Source organism: Streptomyces noursei ATCC 11455 (assembly GCF_001704275.1).
GTDB classification, from domain to species: Bacteria; Actinomycetota; Actinomycetes; order Streptomycetales; family Streptomycetaceae; genus Streptomyces; species Streptomyces noursei.
This window is the reverse complement of the sequence record NZ_CP011533.1, coordinates 5,987,589-6,008,352: the sequence shown is the minus strand read 5'-3', so window position 1 is coordinate 6,008,352 and position 20,764 is coordinate 5,987,589. Positions and strand designations below refer to the sequence as shown.

Genomic DNA, 20,764 nt, shown 5'->3' with positions numbered 1-20,764 from the left:
GACGTTGTGCCTCTTCTTCGAGGTGCCCTGACTGCCTATACCTTCCCCCATTTGGACGTTGGATGTGCACTCGGGGTCGGCCATAGGGCCTTATCGCGGCACTCAGTGCCGCGTTGGAGTCCATCCTGCTCCCCTTCGCCCCGATTGGGAAAGAGGGGCGACCTCAGATCGCTCCGGCGAGCCGGTGATCCAACGCGGTGTGCCTCCGACCGGCGGATACCGTGCGTACGGCCTGCCCGAGGGCCCTGCGGGAGCCGACCAGCACCACCAGGCGTTTCGCCCGGGTCACGGCCGTATAGAGCAGGTTGCGCTGGAGCATCATCCAGGCGCTGGTGGTGACCGGAATCACCACCGCCGGATACTCGCTCCCCTGGGAGCGATGGATCGTCACCGCGTAGGCGTGGGCGAGTTCGTCCAGTTCATCGAAGTCGTACGGCACCTCCTCGTCCTCGTCCGTGAGGACCGTCAGGCGCTGCTCGACGGTGTCCAGGGCGGTGACCACCCCCACCGTGCCGTTGAAGACGCCGTTGAGGCCCTTCTCGTAGTTGTTCCGGATCTGGGTGACCTTGTCGCCGACGCGGAAGACCCGGCCGCCGAAACGGCGCTCCGGCAGATCCGGGCGGGCCGGGGTCACCGCCTGCTGGAGCAGGCCGTTGAGCGCCCCCGCGCCGGCCGGGCCGCGGTGCATCGGGGCCAGCACCTGGACGTCCCGGCGCGGGTCGAGGTCGAACTTCGCCGGGATGCGGCGCGCGACCACGTCCACCGTCAGCCGGGCGGCCTCCTCCGCGTCCTCCTCGGGGAACAGGAAGAAATCGGCAAGACCGCTGGTCAGCGGGGGGACGCCGGAATTGATGCGGTGCGCGTTGGTGACCACGCCGGACTGCTGGGCCTGGCGGAAGATCTTGGTCAGCCGGACGGCCGGCACCCGGCCGCCCCGACCGGGCCCCGACTCGGCCAGCAGATCGCGCAGCACCTCGCCGGCGCCCACCGACGGCAGCTGGTCGACATCCCCCACCAGCAGCAGATGGGCGCCCGGCGGCACCGCCTTGACGAGCTTGTTCGCCAGCAGCAGGTCGAGCATCGACGCCTCGTCGACCACCACCAGATCGGCGTCCAGCGGGCGGTCCGCGTCGTAGGCGGCGTCCCTGCCCGGTTTGAGCTCCAGCAGGCGGTGGACGGTGGAGGCGTCCGCCCCGGTCAGCTCCGCCAGCCGCTTGGCCGCCCGGCCCGTGGGCGCCGCCAGCACCACCGTGGCCTGCTTGGCGCGGGCCAGCTCGACCACCGAGCGGACGGTGAACGACTTGCCGCAGCCCGGACCGCCCGTGAGCACCGCGACCTTGCTGGTCAGCGCCAGCCGGACGGCGGCCTGCTGCTCGGGGGCCAGCTGCGCCCCCGTGCGCCGCGCCAGCCACGCGAGCGCCTTGTCCCAGTCCACGTCCTGGAAGGCGGGCATCCGGTCCTCGTCGGTGCGCAGCAACCGGGTCAGCCGCCCGGCCAGGGAGAGCTCGGCGCGGTGGAACGGCACCAGATAGACCGCGGTGAGCGGAGCACCGTCCTCCGGGCCGGGAACCTTCTCCCGCACCACGCCCTCCGGGTCCGCGGCCAGCTCGGCCAGGCAGTCGATGACCAGGCCGGTGTCCACCTGGAGCAACTTCACCGCATCCGCGATCAGTTGCTCCTCGGGAAGGAAGCAGTGGCCCTGGTCCGTGGACTGCGACAGGGCGTACTGGAGGCCGGACTTGACCCGGTCCGGGCTGTCGTGCGGGATGCCCACCGACTGGGCGATGCGGTCGGCGGTCAGGAAGCCGATGCCCCAGACGTCGGCGGCCAGGCGGTAGGGCTGGTTCTTCACCACGGAGATCGACGCGTCGCCGTACTTCTTGTAGATCCGCACGGCGATGGAGGTGGACACGCCGACGCCCTGGAGGAAGACCATGACCTCCTTGATGGCCTTCTGCTCCTCCCAGGCGGCGCCGATCAGCTTGGTGCGCTTGGGGCCCAACCCGGGAACCTCGATCAGCCGGCCGGGGTCGCTCTCGATCACGTCGAGGGTGTCGATGCCGAAGTGCTCGGTGATGCGGTCGGCGATCCGGGGGCCGATGCCCTTGATGAGGCCCGAGCCCAGATAGCGTCGGATGCCCTGGACGGTGGCGGGCAGCACGGTGGTGTAGTTGTCGACCGTGAACTGCTTGCCGTACTGGGGGTGGGAGCCCCAGCGGCCCTCCATCCGGAGCGACTCCCCCGGCTGCGCCCCCAACAGGGCGCCGACGACGGTCAGCAGCTCCCCGGAGCCGCGGCCCGTGTCGACCCGGGCGACCGTGTAACCGTTCTCCTCGTTGGCATAGGTGATCCGCTCGAGGACCCCTTCCAGCACGGCTGCGTTGACCATGCCCCGACGGTACCGCCGAGGGGTGACAGCGCGACGGGCGCGGCGGGGGCCGCACGGCGCGCGGCACGGGTCAGGCGACGTGGGCGGTGAAGCGGGCGATGACCTCCGTGAGGACCTCGGCGCCGTCGCGGGACCACAGGGACGGGTTGAAGATCTCCACCTCGATCGGGCCCCGGTAGCCGGCCGCGTCGACGCGCGCACGGAACCGGCGCAGGTCCACCGCGCCGTCGCCCAACTGCCCCCGCCCCAGCAGGACGCCCTCCGGGAGCGGCGTGATCCAGTCGGCGAGCTGGAAGGCGGCGATCCTGCCGGGCACGGCCTCCGCGCCCGTGGTGGGGGCCGTGCCGCCGGCCCGGGCGAGCTGGGCGTCGAGGGTGTCGTCCCACCACAGGTGGTAGGTGTCCACCACCACGCCCACCTGGTCGGCGGGGAACCGCTCGGCCAGATCAAGGGCCTGGGCGAGGGTGGAGACCACGCACCGGTCCGCCGCGTACATCGGGTGCAGCGGTTCCAGGGCCAGCCGGACGCCCCGTTCGGCGGCGTACGGGGCCAGTTCGGCGAGCGCGTCGGCGACCCGCTCCCGGGCGCCGGGGAGGTCCCGGCTGCCGGGCGGCAGCCCGCCCGAGACCAGGACCAGGGTGCCGGTGCCGAGGGTCGCGGCCTCCTCCACGGCGGCCCGGTTGTCCGCCAGGGCCGCCCTGCGCTCCGCCGGGTCCTCGGCGGTGAAGAAGCCGCCCCGGCACAGGCTGGTGACGGCCAGCCCGGCGTCCCGTACGAGGCGGGCGGCGGCCCCCGGCCCGTAGGCGCGCACCGGTGCCCGCCACAGGCCGACGCCCCGCAGGCCCGCCCGGGCGCAGCCGTCGGCCAGTTCGGGCAGTGACCACTGGCGGATGGTCTCCTGGTTGAGGCTCAGGCGGGCGAGGAGGGGCGCCTCGCTGCTCGTCACGGGGCGCTCGCCTCCTCGGCGCCGTGGACGGCCAGCAGGGCGCGCATCCGCGCGGCGGCCAGGTCCGGGTCGGGGAACAGGCCGAGGGCGGCGGCGAGTTCGTGGGCGCGACGCAGGTGGGGCAGGGAGCGGGCCGCCTGCAGGCCGCCGACCATGGTGAAGTGGGACTGGTGCCCGGCCAACCAGGCGAGCAGCACCACGCCGGTCTTGTAGTAGCGGGTGGGGCGCCGGAAGAGGTGACGGGCCAGGGGGACGGTCGGGTCCAGGACGGCGCGGAAGCCGGCCGGGTCGTCGGCGTCCAGGCGGCGGACCGCCGCGGCGGCCAGCGGGGCGAGCGGGTCGAAGACGCCCAGCAGGGCGTCGCTGAAGCCGTGGGCGTCGCCGGCGATGAGTTCCGGGTAGTGGAAGTCGTCGCCCGTGTAGCAGCGCACTCCTCGGGGGAGCCTGCGGCGCAGCCGGACTTCCCGGGAGGCGTCCAGGAGGGAGACCTTGACGCCGTCCACCGCACCGGGGTTGTCGGCGATGATGCCGAGGAGCGTCTCGGTGGCGGCGTCGAGGTCCGGGCCGCCCCAGTAGCCGGCCAGCGCCGGGTCGAACATCGGGCCGAGCCAGTGCAGGATCACCGGTCGGGTGGTCTGGCGCAACAGGTGCCCGTAGAGGTCGCGGTAGGTGTCCGGGCCGGCGCCGAGCGCGGCGAGCTGACGGGAGGCCAGCAGGACGGGCTGGGCCCCGGCGTCCTCGGCCAGGGCGAGCTGTTCCTCGTAGGCGGCCCGGACCTCCGCCAACGTGGCTCCGGCCGCCGGGAGTTGATCGGTGCCGGTGCCGCAGGCCAGGCGTCCGCCGACCGCGCGGGCCTCGGCGGCCGTGCGGCGGATCAGTTCGGCGGCGCACGGCCAGTCCAGGCCCATGCCGCGCTGCGCGGTGTCCATCGCCTCGGCCACGCCCAGCCCGTGCGCCCAGAGGTGGTGGCGGAAGGCGAGGGTGGCCTCCCAGTCGAGGGCGGCCGGGCCGTCGGGGGTGGTGTCGGCACGCGGGTCGGCGACCACGTGGGCGGCGGCGAAGACCCTGCGGGAGCGCGGCTGCGGGGTCCTCCCGGAGGGGGCCTGGGGTGCCGGGACGGTCACCGGGTCAGCTCCGGTACGGGCAGCCGGCGGCCCTCCGCCGAGGAGCACAGGCCCAGTTCGGCGAGTTGGACGCCGCGGGCGCCCGCCCAGAGGTCCCAGTGCCAGGGACCGTCGGCGACCACGTGCCGGAGGAAGAGCTCCCACTGCGCCTTGAAGGCGTTGTCGAACTCGGCGTTGTCGGGCACCTCCTGCCACTGGTCGCGGAACGGCTCGGTGGACGGCAGGTCGGGGTTCCAGACGGGTTTGGGGGTGGTGGCGCGGTGCTGGACGCGGCAGCGGCGCAGCCCGGCGACGGCGGACCCCTCGGTGCCGTCGACCTGGAACTCCAGCAGTTCGTCGCGGTGCACCCGGACCGCCCAGGAGGAGTTGATCTGGGCGAGGACGCCGCCGTCGAGTTCGAAGAGGGCGTAGGCCGCGTCGTCGGCGGTGGCCTCGTAGGGGGCACCGGACTCGTCCCGGCGGCGCGGGAGGTGGGTGGCCACCCGGGCCTGGACGGCGCGGACCGGCCCGAACAGCTCGTGCAGCACGTACTCCCAGTGCGGGAACATGTCGGACGCGATGCCGCCGCCGTCCTCGGCGCGGTAGTTCCAGGAGGGGCGCTGGGCCGGCTGCCAGTCGCCCTCGAAGACCCAGTAGCCGAACTCGCCCCGCACGGACAGGACCCGGCCGAAGAAGCCGCCGTCCAGGAGGCGGCGCAGTTTGCGTAGTCCGGGCAGGAAGAGCTTGTCCTGGACGACGCCGTGTTTGACGCCGGCCTCCTGGGCGAGCCGGGCGAGGGCCAGGGCTCCGGCCAGGCCGGTGGCGGTGGGCTTCTCCACGTAGAGGTGCTTCCCGGCGGCGATCGCTTTCCGCACCGCCGGCTCGCGGGCGGCGGTGACCTGGGCGTCGAAGTAGATCTCGATGTCGTCGTCGGCGAGGACGGCGTCGAGGTCGGTGCTCCAGGTGAGGCCGTGCCGGTCGGCCAGCGCCCGGACCCGCGGCGCGGAACGACCGACGAGCACCGGTTCCGGCCAGATCACCGTGCCGTCGTCCAGCGGGAGTCCGCCCTGGTCGCGTAGGGCCAGGAGGGAGCGGACCAGATGCTGGTGGTGGCCCATGCGCCCGGTCACGCCGTTCATGGCGATGCGTACGGTCCTGCGGGTCACGGCCCGACCTCTCTCGCGCTCGGCGGGTGGGATGGGTGCGGGGCAGTACGGCGGAGGGGTGCCTGTGGACGGTGAGCGCTTTCCCCGAGAGGGACGCTAGCCTGCGTGGCAGGTCGCCAACAAGGGTGCCGCTCGGCGGTCGTTGAGGCGTTCGGGAGGGTGTGATGGCGGTGGCGGAGCGGGAGTGCGTCGTCGACGCCCCGAGGGGGATGCGGCCGGCGTTCGCCACCCTCGGGGTGCCGGGGATGCCGGTGGGCGACGTGGTGCGGCTGGCCGTGGCGTGCGGCTATCAGGGGGTGGAGCTGCGGGCGCACCCCGAGGAGCCGGTGCATCCGCTGCTGGGTGTACGGGAACGGGCGGCGGTGCGCGGCCAGTTCGCCGACGCGGGCGTGGAGGTCCTGACCGTCGCCGGGTACGCGAAGGTCGCGGCGGAGTGTTCCGACGCCGCGGCGGAGGCGGAGCTGGCGCACGAGCTGGCCGAACTGGTGCTGCTGGCCGCCGATGTGGGGGCCCGGTACGTCCGGGTCTTCCCCGGTGGCGGCGGCCGTCCGGCGGAGCGGGCGGAGGCGGACGCGGTCCGGCGGCTGGCCGCGGTGGCGCCGCTGGCCGCGGAGCGCGGGGTGCGGGTGCTGCTGGAGACCCATGACTCGCACCGCACCGGTGTGGCGGCGGCCCGGATCCTGGAGGCGGTGGACGATCCGCACGTGGGGGCGGTGTGGGACGTGCTGCACAGCTGGCTGGGTGGGGAGGCGCCCGCGGTGACCCGGGCCGCGCTGGGCCGGCATCTGGGGTATGTGCAGGTCAAGGACGTGGCGTCGGCAGCTGATCTGACGCCGCTTCGGCTGGGGGCGGGGGTGCTGCCGCTGCCGGAGGTGGTGGCGGCGCTCGGGCCGGGGGCCGGCGGGTGGCTGTGCTGGGAGTACGAGAAGCGGTGGTATCCGCGGGCGGCGCAGCTCCCGGGACTGCTGACGGCGGGCCGGGCCTACCTGGCGCGGCTGCTCGACGGGACCGACGGGCGGGACGGGCACGGCAGCCGGGGCGGGGCCGCGGGCGGCGGCTGACCGGCCGGGCGCCCCTCCGGCGGACGTCCGGGGCGGCTTTCGCCCTCGCCCCGGCCGGGCCCCGGCCGCCGCGCCGCGGGGGCCCGCACCACACCGCGGCCCGGCCCGCAATCGCTGGGCGGCGCCGTGCTGCGCCGTCGTTGACCGGCAGGTGTTTTCCGGCTATCCGTGTCTCCTTGGAAGTTTCCTTCACATGTTCGAGGAAGCCCCCCGGAAGGAGCGCAGATGCACTCCAGACGTACCGTCCTGACCACCGCCGCCGCGGCGGCCGCGGCCGCCACCCTGGGCACCGACGCCGCGCACGCCGCCCCCTCCCCCACCGCACCGCCCTCGCGCGCCACCCTGGACCGGCTGCGCCGGCTCGTCTCCCGGATGACACCGGAGGAGAAGGCCGGGCAGCTCTTCGTGATGCGGGTCTACGGGCACTCCGCGACCGACCCCGACCCGGCCGACGCCGAGGCCAACCGCAAGGAGCTCGGCGTCTCCAACGCCGCCGAGCTGATCGCCGCGTACCACGTCGGCGGGATCATCTACTTCGGCTGGGCGCACAACACCCGCGACCCGTACCAGGTCGCCGAGCTGTCCAACGGCATCCAGGAGGCCGCCGCCGACCTGCGGGTCCCCGTCCCGGTGCTGATCTCCACGGACCAGGAGCACGGGATAGTGGCGCGGATCGGGGCGCCGGCGACGCTGCTTCCCGGGGCGATGGCGCTGGGCGCCGGCGGCTCCGTCGAGGACGCCCGCACGGCCGGGCGGATCTCCGGGCAGGAGCTGCTCGCGATGGGCGTCCGGCAGGACTACGCGCCGGACGCCGACGTCAATGTGAACCCCGCCAACCCGGTCATCGGCGTACGGTCCTTCGGGGCCGACCCGCAGGCCGTGGCCCGTATGGTCGCGGCCCAGGTGCACGGCTACCAGGGCGCGGGCGTGGCGGCCTGCGCCAAGCACTTCCCCGGGCACGGCGACACCGACACCGACAGCCACATCGGGCTGCCGTACATCCACCACTCCGCCCAGGAGTGGGAGCGGCTGGACGCGCCGCCCTTCAAGGCGGCGATCGCCGCCGGGATCGACTCGGTGATGACGGCGCACATCGTGGTGCCGGCCCTCGACCCCAGTGGCGACCCGGCGACCCTGTCCCGTCCGATCGTGACCGGGATCCTGCGGGAGCGCCTCGGTTACGACGGGGTGGTGGTGACCGATTCGCTGGGCATGGAGGGCGTCCGGGTGAAATACGGGGACCACCGGGTGCCGGTGCTGGCGCTGAAGGCCGGGGTGGACCAGCTGCTGAACCCGCCGGACCTGTCCGTCGCGCACGGCGCGGTCGTCCGGGCGCTGCGGGACGGGGAGCTGGACGAGCGGGAGATCGACGCCAAGCTGCTGCGGATCCTGCTGCTGAAGGAGCGCCGGGGGCTGTTCGCCGCCCCGTACACCTCCCGGCAGCAGGTGGACCGGGTGGTGGGGGTGCGGGCCCACCGCGCCGCCGCGGACCGGATCGCGGACCGCACCACGACGTTGTTGCGGAACGACGACGGGCTGCTGCCGCTGTCCCGGCGGCGGACCGGCCGGCTGCTGGTGGTGGGGGTGGACCCGGACGCGCCGTCCGGCACCGGCGGCCCGCCCACCGGGGTGCTGGCCGAGGAGCTGACCCGGCTGGGCTTCGAGGCCACCGCGCTGTCCACCGGGATGGCGCCGTCCCGGGCGGTGATCGCCCGGGCGCGGCGGGCGCTGGCCGGGCGGGACGCGGTGGTGGTGGCCACGTACGACGTCACCGCGTCGTCGGCGCAACGGACGTTGGTCGCGGAGCTGCTGGCCACGGGGAAGCCGGTGGTGCAGCTGGCGGTCCGCAATCCGTACGACATCGCCCTGTTGGACGAGGTGCCGGCGGCGCTGGCGAGCTACTCGTGGACCGATGTGGAACTGCGGGCGGCGGCCCGGGTGATCGCCGGGCGGCGGGCTCCGGTGGGCCGGCTGCCGGTGCCGATAATGCGCGCGGACGCGCCGCAGACCGCGCTGTACCAGATCGGACACGGGCTGCGGTACTGAAGCCGGGGCATCGGGGCCCGGTGGGTGTGCGCCCTCCGCTCGGACGGAGGGCGCACACCCGGCGCAGCACGTCGCACACGGGGCGCCCCGGATGCGACGCGGTACGGGCCTACGGCCGCAGGGTCATGTGCGGGGAGAGCTCGGGCCGGTCGAGGGCGTTGTTGTCCGGGGCCTGGGCGACGGCCCGGCCGCCCGCGGGCACCGGCAGGCCGGCCCAGCCGAGGAGTTCGGCGGTGGCCTTGGTGCGGTCGGCGTCCTTGAGCTTGGCGATGTTGGCGCCGTGGTTGCCGCCGGGGACGGTGAAGAGGTACGAGTCCTTGGCGCCGCGGCCGAGTTCGAAGTGCTTGGCGCTCCACGGGTCGAACTGCCCGTTGACGAACATCATCTGCGTGGCGTGGTGCCGGACCCAGCGGTCGACGTCCGGCATGGCGCGCCGGTCGAACCGCATCGGGATCTCGCGGGGCACGAAGCTGCGGGAGTTGTTGATACCCGGGTAGCGCAACAGGCCGCGCAGGTTGGGGTAGTGGTACTTGGGCTCACCGAGCTGGGTGCCCGCCTGGTAGTAGTACGGCTGGAACTTCTCCATGCCCTGGTCGGTGTAGGAGTCGAAGCCGCCGACCTTGTCGATCCAAGTCCACAGGGCGTCGGTGGTGACGGTGGGCGCGGGCACCTCCGCGCAGGCGGTCTCGGCGGGCTGGTACTGCCAGAAGCCGAAGACCAGGTCGGTGACGAGGACTTCGTAGGCCCGGTCGGCGTTGCCGACGAGGGTGAAGGTGCGCTTGTTCTCGCCGGCCCACTTCTCGTAGCGGTTGACCATCTCGTCGCGGCGGAGCAGCGCCTCGCGCTCGACCTTCCCGACGGCGGCGCGGCACTCGGGGGTGCCGACGGTCGCGAAGAAGCGGTCGTAGGCGGCGGTGTCGTCGCGGTCGGTGTTGTTGGGGGCGACGTAGGCGACGGTGCCGTTCATGTCGTGCGGGAAGAAACGGCGGTAGTAGGTGGCCGTCATGCCGCCCTTGCTGCCACCGGTGGCGATCCAGTTCTTGGGGTAGAGCGTGTGCAGCGCCTGGAAGATGCGGTGCTGGTCGGTGGCGGCCTGCTGGATGTCCAGCTTCTTCCAGTCGGTGGGCACCGGGCGGGACGGGGTGAAGTAACGGTACTCCAGGGAGACCTGGTTACCGTCGACGATCTTGGTGGGCTCGCTGCGGGACGGGGTGGTGCTGACGTTGTAGCCGGAGGTGAAGAACACCGTGGGGCGGTCCACCGACTTGTGCAGCAGGGTCAGCCGCTGCTGGAACGTGCCCTTCTCCGGGTGCCGGTGGTCGACCGGCTGGGTGTAGTCGAGGACGAAGTAGCGGTAGCCGTCGACCGGCTTCTCCTCGATCAGGCGCATCCCGGGGATCGCGAGGATCCGGTCCTTGATGTCCGGGCCGCCCGGTCCGGCGGCGGTGGCCGCCCCTGCCGGTGCGCTGACGCTCGTCGCACATAACAGTACGGCGAGCGTCAGCAGTCTCCTCTTGCCCTTGCGCATGGGCCCTCCCCTTGGGTGTCGAAAGGTCGGGCCGAACCTATCTGCGCGGCGGGGCCGCCACCAGCCCCCATTGGGGCGCAGCGGATCATCCGCGGTCATGCCGCCAGAAGGTTCTCCGCGGCCTCGCGCAGTGCCGCCCTGATGGCGCGGGGGTCGTCGAGGGACCCGGAGCGCGACGCCGGCACCGCCGGGGCCGGGGAGATCCTCACCTGCCTGGCGTGGGACATGGTGCTCTGAAGCGCGCCCGCCGCCGCACGGGGCCACGGGCCCTCGCGGCGGCGGAAAACCCTTTCGGGCGGCCTCGCGGTGCCTGGTACGGTGGCCGCGGCAGTGATCCTTCGCAGAGGAGTCCAGACATGGTGGGTGACGACGACATCTCCGGGTGATCCCCGGATCCGATCGACCACCGGCAGGCGCACCGTTGGCAGTGCGGCCGTTGTGGTCATCTCGCCGTCCCCTTTTCCCTGTCTCCGGCGCAGTGCCCTTCGCACGGCGGTTTCCGTATCTCGGTGATTTCCGTATCTCGGTGGTCTCCGCATCACGGTGGTCTCCGCATCACGGTGGTCTCCGAATCACGGTGGTCTCCGAATCACGGTGATTTCCGTATTGCGGCGGTCTCCGTATCGCGGTCGCCCCATGGAGCGCCCTGCCCGCTTTTCCTCATGAGGTCATCTCCATGTCCGACGCTTCCGTCATCTGCTCCCAGCTGACCTTCTCCTGGCCCGACGACACCCCGGTCTTCGCGGGCCTGTCCTTCACCGTGGGCGCCGGCCGTACGGGCCTGGTGGCGCCCAACGGCTCCGGCAAGAGCACCCTGCTGAAGCTGATCGCCGGTGAACTGCACCCCGCGGCAGGGTCGTTGAGCGTGCACGGCACGATCGGCCACCTCCCGCAGACCCTGCCCCTGACCGGCGAACCGACGGTGGCCGAGGTCCTGGGCGTCGACGCGGTGATCCGCGCCATCGACGCCGTCGAGTCCGGCGACGTGCGCGAGGAGCACTTCACCACCATCGGCGACGACTGGGACATCGAGGAGCGCACCCGCGCCCAGCTCGACCGGCTCGGCCTCGCCCACCTCGCCCTCGACCGGACCCTGGGCACGCTCAGCGGCGGCCAGATCGTCAGCCTCGGTCTGGCGGCGCAGCTGCTCAAGCGCCCCGACGTGCTGCTGCTGGACGAACCGACCAACAACCTCGACCTGGAGGCCCGCCACAAGCTCTACGACGTGCTCTCGGAGTGGAACGGCACGCTGCTGCTCGTCAGCCACGACCGGGCCCTGCTGGACCGCATGGAGCGCATCGCCGAACTCGACCGCGGTGAACTGCGGCTGTACGGCGGTGACTTCACCCAGTACGAGCAGGCCGTACGGGCCGAGCAGGAGGTCGCGGAGAAGAACGTGCGCAACGCCGAGCAGGAGCTGAAGCGGGAGAAGCGCGAGCTGCAGCAGGCCCGTGAGCGGGCCGACCGCCGCGCGAGCAACGCCGCCCGCAACCTCAAGAGCGCCGGCCTGCCGCGCATCTTCGCCGGGAACATGAAGCGCGGCGCCCAGGAGTCCGCCGGCCGGGCGGGCCAGATGCACGCCACCCGCGTCCACGAGGCGCAGGCCCGGCTCGACGAGGCGGGGCGCGCCCTGCGGGACGAGCAGCGGCTCGTCCTGGAGCTGCCCGACACCGACGTCCCCGCCGGACGCACCGTCGTCCTGGGCGAGCGGATGCAGATCCGCCGCGGCGGGCGGGAACTGTTCGCGGCGGACGGCGTGGACCTCACGATCCGCGGGCCCGAGCGGATCGCGCTCACCGGCCCCAACGGCGCGGGCAAGACGACCCTGTTGCGGCTGCTCTCCGGCGACCTCGTCCCGGACGGCGGGAACATCAGGCGCGCCGACGGACGGATCGCCGTCCTGTCGCAGCGGCTGGACCTGCTCGACCCGGACCGCACCGTGGCCGAGAACTTCGCGGCGTCCGCCCCGCACCGGCCGGAGGCGGAGCGGATGAACCTGCTCGCGCGCTTCCTGTTCCGCGGCCCCCGGGCACATCTGCCGGTGCGCGTGCTCTCCGGCGGCGAACGCCTGCGCGCCACGCTCGTCTGCGTGCTGTGCGCCGAACCCGCCCCGCAGCTGCTGCTGTTGGACGAGCCGACGAACAACCTCGACCTGGTCGGTGCGGGCCAGTTGGAGAGCGCCCTGGCGTGCTACCGCGGCGCGTTCGTGGTGGTCAGCCACGACGAGCCGTTCCTCGAACGGATCGGCGTCGACCGGTGGCTGCGGGTCGCCGACGGCGAGTTGACGGAGACCGGGGCACCGCACGCCTGAGCCGCCGCCGTGCCGCCCGCGCCCACGCCCGAGGTTTCGCACCCGGTGGGCCCAGAGACGACCACGACGGACGGATCGCCATGCACCCCCCTGCGCGGAACTGCTAGGGCCTGGGGCCGGCGTGGCGGCCGGCCACGACCGCTGGCTGCGGCGGCGCTGGGCGGGCCGCGAGATCCGGTTGAGTGCCGCTAAGGGCGGGCCCGGCGGCCCCGACGGCGCTCCTTGCGAGCACCCGGGTCACCCGTCAAGATGGTGACGTGAACCTGGATCATGTCTTTGTGTGCGGCAACCCGGCGCTGGACTTCGCGGCCACGCTCCGGGCCCGCCGCACGGCACGGTTCGAGATGTTCGCGACGCCGGACCTCCTGGACATGTGGTACCTGGAGTCCGGCCTCGTCGACTCCGTCTCGCCCGCCCGGCGGGCCGACGTGGAACGGGCCACGACCGTACGGGAAGCCGTCTACCAGCTGATCACGGCCCGGCGCCGCGGCACCGACTTCGACGACGAGGCGCTGGCCGTGGTCAACGACGCGGCCCACCGGGCCCCCGCGGCGCCCCGGTTGACCCACTCCGGCCGCTGGACGGCGGCGACGCAGCGCGAGGCGCTGTCCGCCGTCGCCCGGCACGCGGTGGAACTGCTGAGCGGCCCGGACGTCCCCCTGCTCAAGGAGTGCGGCAACCCCGAGTGCACCCGCGTCTACATCGACCGCTCGCGCGGCAGCCGGCGCCAGTGGTGCGGCATGGAGTCCTGCGGCAACAAGATCAAGGCCGCCGCGTACCGCGCCCGCAGGAAGACCGCCGCCACCACGGGGTGACGGCGGACCCGACCATGACCCGTCGGGCAGGGCCTAGGACACCGTGACCGGCTCGCCCCCTGCCTTCGGCGGGGGTGCCCCCATCTCGCCGGTGAAGGTCCGCCACAGCTCGGCGTAGCGGCCGTCGCGGGCGAGGAGTTGGGCGTGTGTGCCGTCCTCGATGATCCGGCCGCGGTCGAGCACCACCACCCGGTCGGCGCGGGCGGCCGTGCTGAGGCGGTGGGCGACGATCAAGGTGGTGCGGGCGCCGGAGCCCGCCGTGGAGCGACGGGCAGTGCGCGCGTGAGCGCTCGATGAGGGGTGGTGGTCGGGTGACGGGTGGGCGGCGCGGCGGCCGGCGAGGCGGTCGGTGGCCTGGTTGACGACGGCCTCGGTGGCCAGGTCCAGGGCGGCGGTGGCCTCGTCGAGCAACAGCACGTCGGGGTCGGTGAGTTCGGCCCGGGCCAGGGCGAGCAGCTGGCGCTGGCCGGCGGAGAGGTTGCGGCCGCGCTCGGCGACCTCGTGGAGGTAGCCGCCGTCGAGGGTGGCGATCATGGCGTGCGCGCCGACGGCCCGCGCGGCGGCCTCCACCTCGGCGTCGCTGGCGTCCGGGCGGCCGTAGGCGATGGCGTCGCGGACCGTGCCGGGGAAGAGGTAGGACTCCTGGGGGACGACGCCGAGCCGGCGGCGGTAGCCGGTCAGGTCCAGCTCGCGCAGGTCGGTGCCGTCGATCCGGACCGCGCCGGAGGTCGGGTCGTAGAAGCGGGCGACGAGCTTGACGAGGGTGGACTTGCCGGCGCCGGTCTCGCCGACGAAGGCGACGGTCTGCCCGGCGGGGATGGTGAGGTCGATGGCGGCCAGGGCCTGCTCGTCGTGGTCGCCGTAGTGGAAGTGCACGTCGTCGAAGGCGAGGTCGCCGCGCAGCGCGGTGACCGGGCGGGGCTGCTCGGCGGCCGGGGTGGACGTGGGCTGGGCGAGGAGTTCGCGGATCCGGCCGAGCGAGACGGTGGCCTGCTGGTAGCCGTCGAAGACCTGGGAGAGCTGCTGGACGGGGGCGAAGAACAGGTCGATGTAGAGGAGGTAGGCGACCAGCGCGCCGACGGTGAGGGTGTGCCCGCCGATCCGGTCGGCGCCGACGATCAGGACCAGGGCGGACGCCACCGACGACAGCAGCTGGACGAACGGGAAGTAGACGGATATCAGGAACTGGCCGCGCACCCGGGCCTGTCGGTAGGCGTCGCTGTGCGCGGCGTACCGCTCGGCGCCGCGCCCCTCGCGGCGGAACGCCTGGACGATCCGCAGTCCGGCGACGCTCTCCTGGAGGTCGCCGTTGACGGTGCTGATCCGCTCGCGGGCCAGCTCGTACGCCCGGACGCTGCGCTTGCGGAAGACGTACGTGGCGAGGACCAGCGGGGGGAGGGTGGCGAAGACGACCAGGGCCAGCTGGACGTCGAGGGCGAGCAGGGCGAGCAGGATGCCGAAGAAGGTGAGCACCGAGACGACGGCGGTGACCAGGCCGGTCTGGAGGAACGTGGACAGCGCGTCCACGTCGGTGGTCATCCGGGTCATGATCTTGCCGGTCAGCTCGCGCTCGTAGTAGTCCAGGCCGAGGCGCTGGAGCTGGGCGAAGATCTTCAGGCGGAGGGAGTACAGGACCCGTTCGCCGGTGCGGCCGGTCATGCGGTTGGCGCCGATCTGGGCGACCCACTGGGCGGCGACCACGGCCAGCGCGAGCCCGGCGGCGGTCCAGACGCCGGCCAGGATGCCGCGCCGGACGCCGTCGTCGATGCCCTGCCGGATGAGGACCGGCAGCAGCAGCGAGGCGACCGCGTCCACGGCGACCAGCAGCAGGGCCAGGACGAGCGGCCGGCCGAAGCCGTGCAGCAGCCGGCGCAGGCCGTAGGAGCGCTCGGCGCGGACGGCGGCGGCCTCGTCGACGTCCGGGGTGTCGGTGGCCGGCGGCAGCGCGGCGACCTGGGCGAGGAGTTCGGGGGTGGCCGGGCTGCCGGCCAACGCGGCGGCGATGCCGGGGCCGGCGGCGGTGGCGGCGCGGGCGGCGGTGCCGGCCGCGCCCTGCTCGGCCTCCTGCTCGCGGCGGACCCACAGCTCGGGGGTGATGCCGCCGGTGGCGGCGGTGGCGAGGGTGGGGTCGACGGGCTCGTCCTGGTCGACGTCGACCAGGGCTTCGCGGCGGTGCGGGACGGCGTCGCCGGGGTGCGGCCGGTCGCCGACCGGGCCCGGCGTCAGCAGGCCGGTGGTCCCGGACGCGGCGTACTCGCCGTCGAAGTGCCCCGCGCTCTCGGCTCCTCCCCCGCGTTCCGCTCCGTCCGAGCGGGGGGACTCCCCCGCGCGGGGGCGATTCCATCCGGCGAGTTCGCCCGCCGGGTCGTGCGGGACGCCGCCCAGTTCCTCCGGGTCGGTCAGCAGCCGGCGGTAGAGGGCGCAGCGCTCGGCCAGCTCCTCCTGGGTGCCGAGGTCCACCAGCCGGCCGCCGTCGAGGACGGCGACCCGGTCGGCGAGCGCCAGGGTGGAGGCGCGGTGCGCGATCAGGAGCGTGGTGCGGCCGGCCATGACGCCGCGCAGCGCCTCGTGGATCTCGTGCTCGACCCGGACGTCGACGGCGGAGGTGGCGTCGTCCAGGACCAGCAGCCGGGGGTCGGTGAGGATGGCGCGGGCCAGGGCGACGCGCTGGCGCTGGCCGCCGGAGAGGGTCAGGCCCTGTTCGCCGACCTTGGTGTCGTAGCCCTGGGGCAGCTCGGATATGAAGCGGTCGGCCTGGGCGGCGCGGGCGGCGGCGCGGATCTGCTCGTCGGTGGCCTCGGGGTGGCCGTAGGCGATGTTGTCCCGTATGGAGTCGGAGAACAGGAAGCTGCTCTCGGGGACCAGGCCGATGGCGGCGCGCAGCGATTCCAGGGTGAGGTCGCGGACGTCGTGGCCGCCGACCAGGACGCGGCCGGCGGTGACGTCGTAGAAGCGGGGCAGCAGCAGCGAGACGGTGGACTTGCCGCTGCCGGAGGTGCCGATCACGGCGACCGTCTCGCCGGCGTCGATGCGCAGCGAGAACGCGTCGAGCACGGGGCGGACCGGCCCGCGGGCGGGCCCCTCGTCCGGGGCGGCATCGCCGGCCGCCTCGCCGCCGGCCGGGGCGTGGTGCGGGCCGTAGCCGAAGGTGACCCGGTCGAAGACGACGGTCGCTGGGGCGTCGGCGGGGAGGGCGTGCGCGTCCGGGTGCTCCTCTATGGTCGGCTCGGTGTCGATGAGCTCGTAGACCCGCTCGACTCCGGCGCGGGCCTGCTGGCCGACGGTGAGCATCATGGCCAGCATCCGGACCGGGCCGACCAGCTGCGCGAGGTAGGTGGAGAAGGCGACGAAGGTGCCGAGGGTGATGTGGCCCTGGGTGGCCATCCAGCCGCCGAGCGCCAGCATCGCGACCTGGCCGAGGGACGGGACGGCCTGGAGGGCGGGGGTGTAGCGGGAGTTCAGGCGGACCGTGCGCAGCCGGGCGGCGAACAGCCGGCGGCCGACCTCGCGGAGCTTGCCGGTCTCCTGCTCCTCCTGCCCGAAGCCCTTGACGACCCGGACGCCGGAGACCGCGCCGTCCACGACGGAGGCGACCTCGGCGGCCTGCCCCTGGGCGTACCAGGTGGCAGGGAAGAGGCGGGTGCGGCTGCGCCGGGCGATGAACCACAGGGCCGGGGCGACGGCCAGCACGATGACCGTCAGCAGCGGGGAGAGGATCGCCATCACGGCCAGCGAGATGACGAAGAGGAGGACGTTCCCGATCATCATCGGGAGCATGAACAACAGGCTCTGGATGAGCTGGAGGTCGCTGGTGGCGCGGCCGACGACCTGGCCGGTGCTCAGCTCGTCCTGCCGTCGCCCGTCGAGTCGGGCTATCGCGTCGAACATGCGGGTGCGCAGGTCGTGCTGGACGTCCAGGGCGAGCCGGCCGCCGTAGAAGCGCCGGAGGTAGGTGAGGGCGTAGACCACGACGGCGGCGACGATCAGGAGGGTCGCCCAGGGGGCGAGAGACCGCTCGTGCCGGACGATCACGTCGTCGATGATCAGCTTGGGGATCAGCGGGACGAGGGCCAGGACGGCCATCCCGGCGAGCGAGGCGCCGAGTGCCAGCACCACGTCCTTGCGGTACCGCGAGCAGTCCCGGGTCAGTCGCCGGGCCCAACCCTGTCGTGCCGTGTCCGTCCCCGCCACCCGATGCCTCCCATGCGTCGTCTGCCGCATGGAACCAACACCGGGGGCGGCCGATTTCATCCCGCCGTAACAAATCGGCGGGATGAAATCGGCCGCCCCCGGTGCGGGACCAAGCCAGGGTCAGGGCGTCGCCCTGGTGACCTCCAGCTCACTGAGGCCCGGACGGGGGGCGGGCTTGCCGCCGGGGGCGGGCCGGGTGTCACCGTGGACCACGACGCGGACGTAGCGGGCGGGGCTGCGGCCCGCGCCGCCGGTGCCGGTCCAGTGCCGGCCGTCCCGGGAGACCTGGACGGCGTAGGACGTCGGGCGGGTGGCGGTCCAGTGCGGGGTGATCCGGCCGACCGTGACGGTGCGGCCGAGGTCGACGGTGAGGGTGCCGTCGGCGGCGTCGGGGACCCAGGCGGTGGTGGCGTTGCCGTCGACCGCGGCGCCGGCGTACAGGCCGGGCTCCTCGGAGGTGGCGGTGGCGGTGGCGCACCGGGCGACGTCGGTGGTCGCGGCGAGGTCGGGGCGGCGGGTCTTGAGGACGGCCGGCACGCCGCGGCTGACCAGCTTGTCGCCCTCGGGGGTGGCGAGCGGCAGGGCGGGGCCGGCGGTGAGCCGGACCGTGGTCTGGTGGGCGCCGAGCGCGACGTCGAAGGTGCGGCCCTGCCAGTGCAGGCCGCGCAGGGTGACGCCGGCGGACAGCTGCGGCGGCAGCATCGGGTCCAGGCGGACCCGGTCCTCGGTCATCCGCAGGCCGGTCAGGCCGTGCGTGAAGACCTGGAGGAAGCCGCCCTTGCCGGTGAGGAAGTCCTGGGCGGGGCGGCCGGCGTGCGGGTCGCCGGCGCCGGCCTTCGCGCCGCGGGCCTCGGAGAACTCGTCGAACGGCCCGCGGACGAACGGCCTGATGGCGCGCTGGAGGTAGGTGTACGTGGCGCAGCCGGGTTCGCCCAGGGCGGCGGCGTCGATGGCGTGCACCGAGTCGGTCATGGCCGGGCCGTCGGGGTCGGTGCGGGCCGCGTAGTAGTCGAGGGTGGCGGCGGCCTGCTGCCGGGTCATCGGCCACTGCAGGGGGTACATCAGCAGCACCGTGTCGGCCTGCTTGATGGTCGTCCCCTTGTACCCGGCGTACTGCTCGAAGATCTTGCGGTTGCCGTCGTAGGGGATCCGCAGCTTGTCGGCGACGGTCCGCCAGGCCGCGGGGACCGGTTCGCCCAGGAGGGTGGCGGCGCGGGCGGCGTCGCGCAGGGCGGTGGCGGCGCCGGCGTTGGTGAAGACCGCGTCGTCGACGCCGTTGCTGTACTCGTCCGGGCCGGCCACGTTCTTGATCGAGTAGCTGCCGTCGGCGTTGCGGGTGGCGCGGGAGGCCCAGAAGTCGGCGATGCCCGACAGGACGGGCCAGCCGCGGGACTTCAGCCAGGCGGTGTCCTTGGTGGCGAGGTAGTACTGCCAGGCGGCCAGCGAGATGTCGCCCATGAGGTGGTTCTGGGTCTTGCAGTGCGGCGGGTCCCAGCTGTGGCACTCGGTCCACAGGTCGCCGCTGCCGCCGCTGGTCCAGGAGTAGAAGAGCCCCTGGTAGCCGAGGCGGCGGGCGTTGGCGCGGGCGGCGTCCCGGGTGCGGTAGCGGTAGTCGACGATCGACCGGGCGAGGTCGGGGTGGGTGGCCAGCAGCCCCGGGTACATCCAGGTCTCGGCGTCCCAGAAGATCTCGCCGGCGTAGTTGTCGCTGGTCAGGCCGGTGGGGCCGATGCTGTTGGTGCTGCCGGGGCGGGTCGCGGCCAGCAGTCCGTACTCCGCGGAGCGGACCCAGGACCGGAGCTCGGGCTGCCCGGCCACCTCGATGTCGCTGCGCCACAGCTGCTGCCAGGCGGCGCGGTGCCGGGCGGACAGCGCGGACCAGCCGCGGTCGGCGGCCCGGCGGGAGGCGGTCTCGGCGGCGGCGCGGGGGCCGCGGGAGGTGAGCGCGGTGTCCACGCCGACGTACTTGGTCAGCTCGTAGGAGTGGCCGCGGCGGACCGGGAAGGTCAGCCGCTGGTGGGCGCTGAGGGACTCGGCGGCGGTGGCGGCGGAGCCGGTGGCCCCGGCGCGCGGCCGGACGTCGGGGACGCCTGGCCCGGCGCGCAGGGTGGAGGCGACGGCGCCCGCGGTCCCGGTGCCGTCGGTGCGGAAGCCGACGGAGACCGTGCCGGGTCGCTCGGCGCGGGCACCGGGGGCCGGGCCGTCGGGGCGCAGCCGACGGGCGCCGCGGCCGTCGAGGGTGTCGGTGACGGTGCTCTCGCCGCTCCAGTGGGGCGTCATCCGCAGGCGGACCGCGGCGGTGTGCGCGTCGGCCCGGTCGGCGAGCACGTCGTAGACCAGGTCGGTGGCCCGGCCGTCGGCGGCGGTCCAGGTCAGCGAGGTGCGGACGAAGCCGCAGCGCAGCGAGAGGGTCTGCCGGTAGTGGCTGATCCGGCCCGGGGCGGTGGCCGAGGAGAACGTCTCGGCGTGCGGGCCACCGGCGGTGACGTCGAGGGTGGTCCAGGTGGGGAGGGCGGCTATCGCCTGGCGGCCCTGGAGGTCGGCCGGGCCCTTGGCGTAGAGGCCGGAGACGAAGGAGCCGTCGTACTCGGGGGTCTTCAGGGGCCAGCCGGTGGTGCCGCCGGGGGCTGCGTAGCCCATGCCGTTGGGCGGGACCCGCTGGCCGAGGTAGCCGTTGCCGACGTAGGCGTGGTGGCTGTCCTGGGGGTCGATGGCGGTGGCGGTGGGGGCCCAGCCGTCGGCGGTGCAGGAGGGCTGCGGGGCGGCGTCCGGAGCGGGCCGGGCGTCCGCGGCGGTCGCGGTGGCCGGGGCCAGGGCCGCTATCAGCGTGCCGGCGAGCAGGGCGGCGAGCGGCCCGCGCGGGCGGCGGGCGCCGCGCGGGCCGTCGGGAGGGCCGTCGGGAGGGGCGCTGGGTGGCTCGTGGCGTTCCGCGCCGTCGTGTCGCGCGGCCCGCTGCGGCGTCCGCTCCGTCTGATCCATGGTTGCTCCGTCCCCGCGCGGCCGGTACCGCGCTCCCAGGCACGGACCCAGCCTCGGCTCTGTCCAACGTCTGCGCACGCTACGGGCCGAAGATCCCCGCGTCACCGTTAAATGCACGATCCATCGATTTCCGGCCGCGACCATCGCTTTCCGGCCCTCCCGGAGCCCCGATTGGTCAAGACGGGCACGCGTACGGCACACTTTTAGACTGACCAGTCAGATCAAAAGG

11 protein-coding genes are annotated in these 20,764 nt (G+C 73.9%); 4 read left to right on the top strand and 7 right to left on the bottom strand.

Annotated elements, in window-relative coordinates:
• Positions 1-163: 163 nt before the first annotated feature.
• From recD2 to SNOUR_RS25470, 4 genes are all read right to left on the bottom strand, one after another.
• Positions 164-2,389 (bottom strand): SF1B family DNA helicase RecD2, encoded by a 2,226-nt coding sequence (gene recD2, locus SNOUR_RS25485; protein WP_067351341.1) that lies wholly within the window; start codon positions 2,387-2,389, stop codon positions 164-166.
• Positions 2,390-2,459: 70 nt separating this feature from the next.
• Positions 2,460-3,335 (bottom strand): sugar phosphate isomerase/epimerase family protein, encoded by an 876-nt coding sequence (locus SNOUR_RS25480; protein WP_067351338.1) that lies wholly within the window; start codon positions 3,333-3,335, stop codon positions 2,460-2,462.
• The gene (locus SNOUR_RS25475; RefSeq protein WP_067351335.1) at positions 3,332-4,459 is read right to left on the bottom strand and encodes a dihydrodipicolinate synthase family protein; all 1,128 of its coding nucleotides are present in this window, start codon (positions 4,457-4,459) and stop codon (positions 3,332-3,334) included. Before SNOUR_RS25475 ends, SNOUR_RS25480 begins: the two co-directional genes overlap by 4 nt.
• On the bottom strand, positions 4,456-5,604 hold the full coding sequence (locus tag SNOUR_RS25470) for a Gfo/Idh/MocA family protein (protein WP_067351332.1): 1,149 nt from the start codon (positions 5,602-5,604) through the stop codon (positions 4,456-4,458). The genes SNOUR_RS25475 and SNOUR_RS25470 overlap by 4 nt, the downstream gene beginning before the upstream one ends.
• Positions 5,605-5,813: 209 nt before the next feature.
• On the opposite strand from SNOUR_RS25470, the gene SNOUR_RS25465 reads away from it, so the two are divergent.
• Both SNOUR_RS25465 and SNOUR_RS25460 read left to right on the top strand, forming a co-directional pair.
• Positions 5,814-6,665 carry a sugar phosphate isomerase/epimerase family protein gene (locus tag SNOUR_RS25465; protein ID WP_067358750.1) on the top strand — a complete coding sequence of 284 codons (852 nt, stop codon included), beginning with the start codon at positions 5,814-5,816 and terminating at the stop codon, positions 6,663-6,665.
• 225 nt (positions 6,666-6,890) lie between these two features.
• Complete coding sequence (locus SNOUR_RS25460) at positions 6,891-8,711, top strand: glycoside hydrolase family 3 protein (protein ID WP_067351329.1); 1,821 nt, start codon at positions 6,891-6,893, stop codon at positions 8,709-8,711.
• Between the two features lie 109 nt (positions 8,712-8,820).
• Here the strand turns inward: SNOUR_RS25460 and SNOUR_RS25455 are convergent, their stop codons facing one another.
• Positions 8,821-10,239 (bottom strand): S28 family serine protease, encoded by a 1,419-nt coding sequence (locus SNOUR_RS25455; protein WP_067351325.1) that lies wholly within the window; start codon positions 10,237-10,239, stop codon positions 8,821-8,823.
• A gap of 676 nt (positions 10,240-10,915) precedes the next feature.
• Between SNOUR_RS25455 and SNOUR_RS25450 the strand changes: the two genes are divergently transcribed.
• Together SNOUR_RS25450 and SNOUR_RS25445 are read left to right on the top strand one after the other, a co-directional pair.
• A complete protein-coding gene (locus SNOUR_RS25450) occupies positions 10,916-12,550 on the top strand; it encodes an ABC-F family ATP-binding cassette domain-containing protein (RefSeq protein WP_067351322.1) in 1,635 nt (544 codons plus the stop codon).
• Positions 12,551-12,807: 257 nt separating this feature from the next.
• Positions 12,808-13,365 (top strand): CGNR zinc finger domain-containing protein, encoded by a 558-nt coding sequence (locus tag SNOUR_RS25445; protein ID WP_067351319.1) that lies wholly within the window; start codon positions 12,808-12,810, stop codon positions 13,363-13,365.
• Between the two features lie 33 nt (positions 13,366-13,398).
• On the opposite strand, the gene SNOUR_RS25440 is transcribed toward SNOUR_RS25445, so the two are convergent.
• Together SNOUR_RS25440 and SNOUR_RS25435 are read right to left on the bottom strand one after the other, a co-directional pair.
• Positions 13,399-17,556 carry an ABC transporter ATP-binding protein gene (locus tag SNOUR_RS25440; protein ID WP_312633644.1) on the bottom strand — a complete coding sequence of 1,386 codons (4,158 nt, stop codon included), beginning with the start codon at positions 17,554-17,556 and terminating at the stop codon, positions 13,399-13,401.
• 120 nt (positions 17,557-17,676) lie between these two features.
• Positions 17,677-20,535 (bottom strand): discoidin domain-containing protein, encoded by a 2,859-nt coding sequence (locus SNOUR_RS25435; protein ID WP_067351313.1) that lies wholly within the window; start codon positions 20,533-20,535, stop codon positions 17,677-17,679.
• Positions 20,536-20,764 lie beyond the last annotated feature (229 nt).

What these genes read in the sequence shown, in the direction of transcription:
- SNOUR_RS25465 (WP_067358750.1), top strand. Translation starts at nt 5,814, where the DNA reads ATGCGGCCGGCGTTCGCCACCCTCGGGGTGCCGGGGATGCCGGTGGGC.
- SNOUR_RS25435 (WP_067351313.1), bottom strand. Translation starts at nt 20,535, where the DNA reads ATGGATCAGACGGAGCGGACGCCGCAGCGGGCCGCGCGACACGACGGC.
- SNOUR_RS25460 (WP_067351329.1), top strand. Translation starts at nt 6,891, where the DNA reads ATGCACTCCAGACGTACCGTCCTGACCACCGCCGCCGCGGCGGCCGCG.
- recD2 (WP_067351341.1), bottom strand. Translation starts at nt 2,389, where the DNA reads ATGGTCAACGCAGCCGTGCTGGAAGGGGTCCTCGAGCGGATCACCTAT.
- SNOUR_RS25450 (WP_067351322.1), top strand. Translation starts at nt 10,916, where the DNA reads ATGTCCGACGCTTCCGTCATCTGCTCCCAGCTGACCTTCTCCTGGCCC.
- SNOUR_RS25455 (WP_067351325.1), bottom strand. Translation starts at nt 10,239, where the DNA reads ATGCGCAAGGGCAAGAGGAGACTGCTGACGCTCGCCGTACTGTTATGT.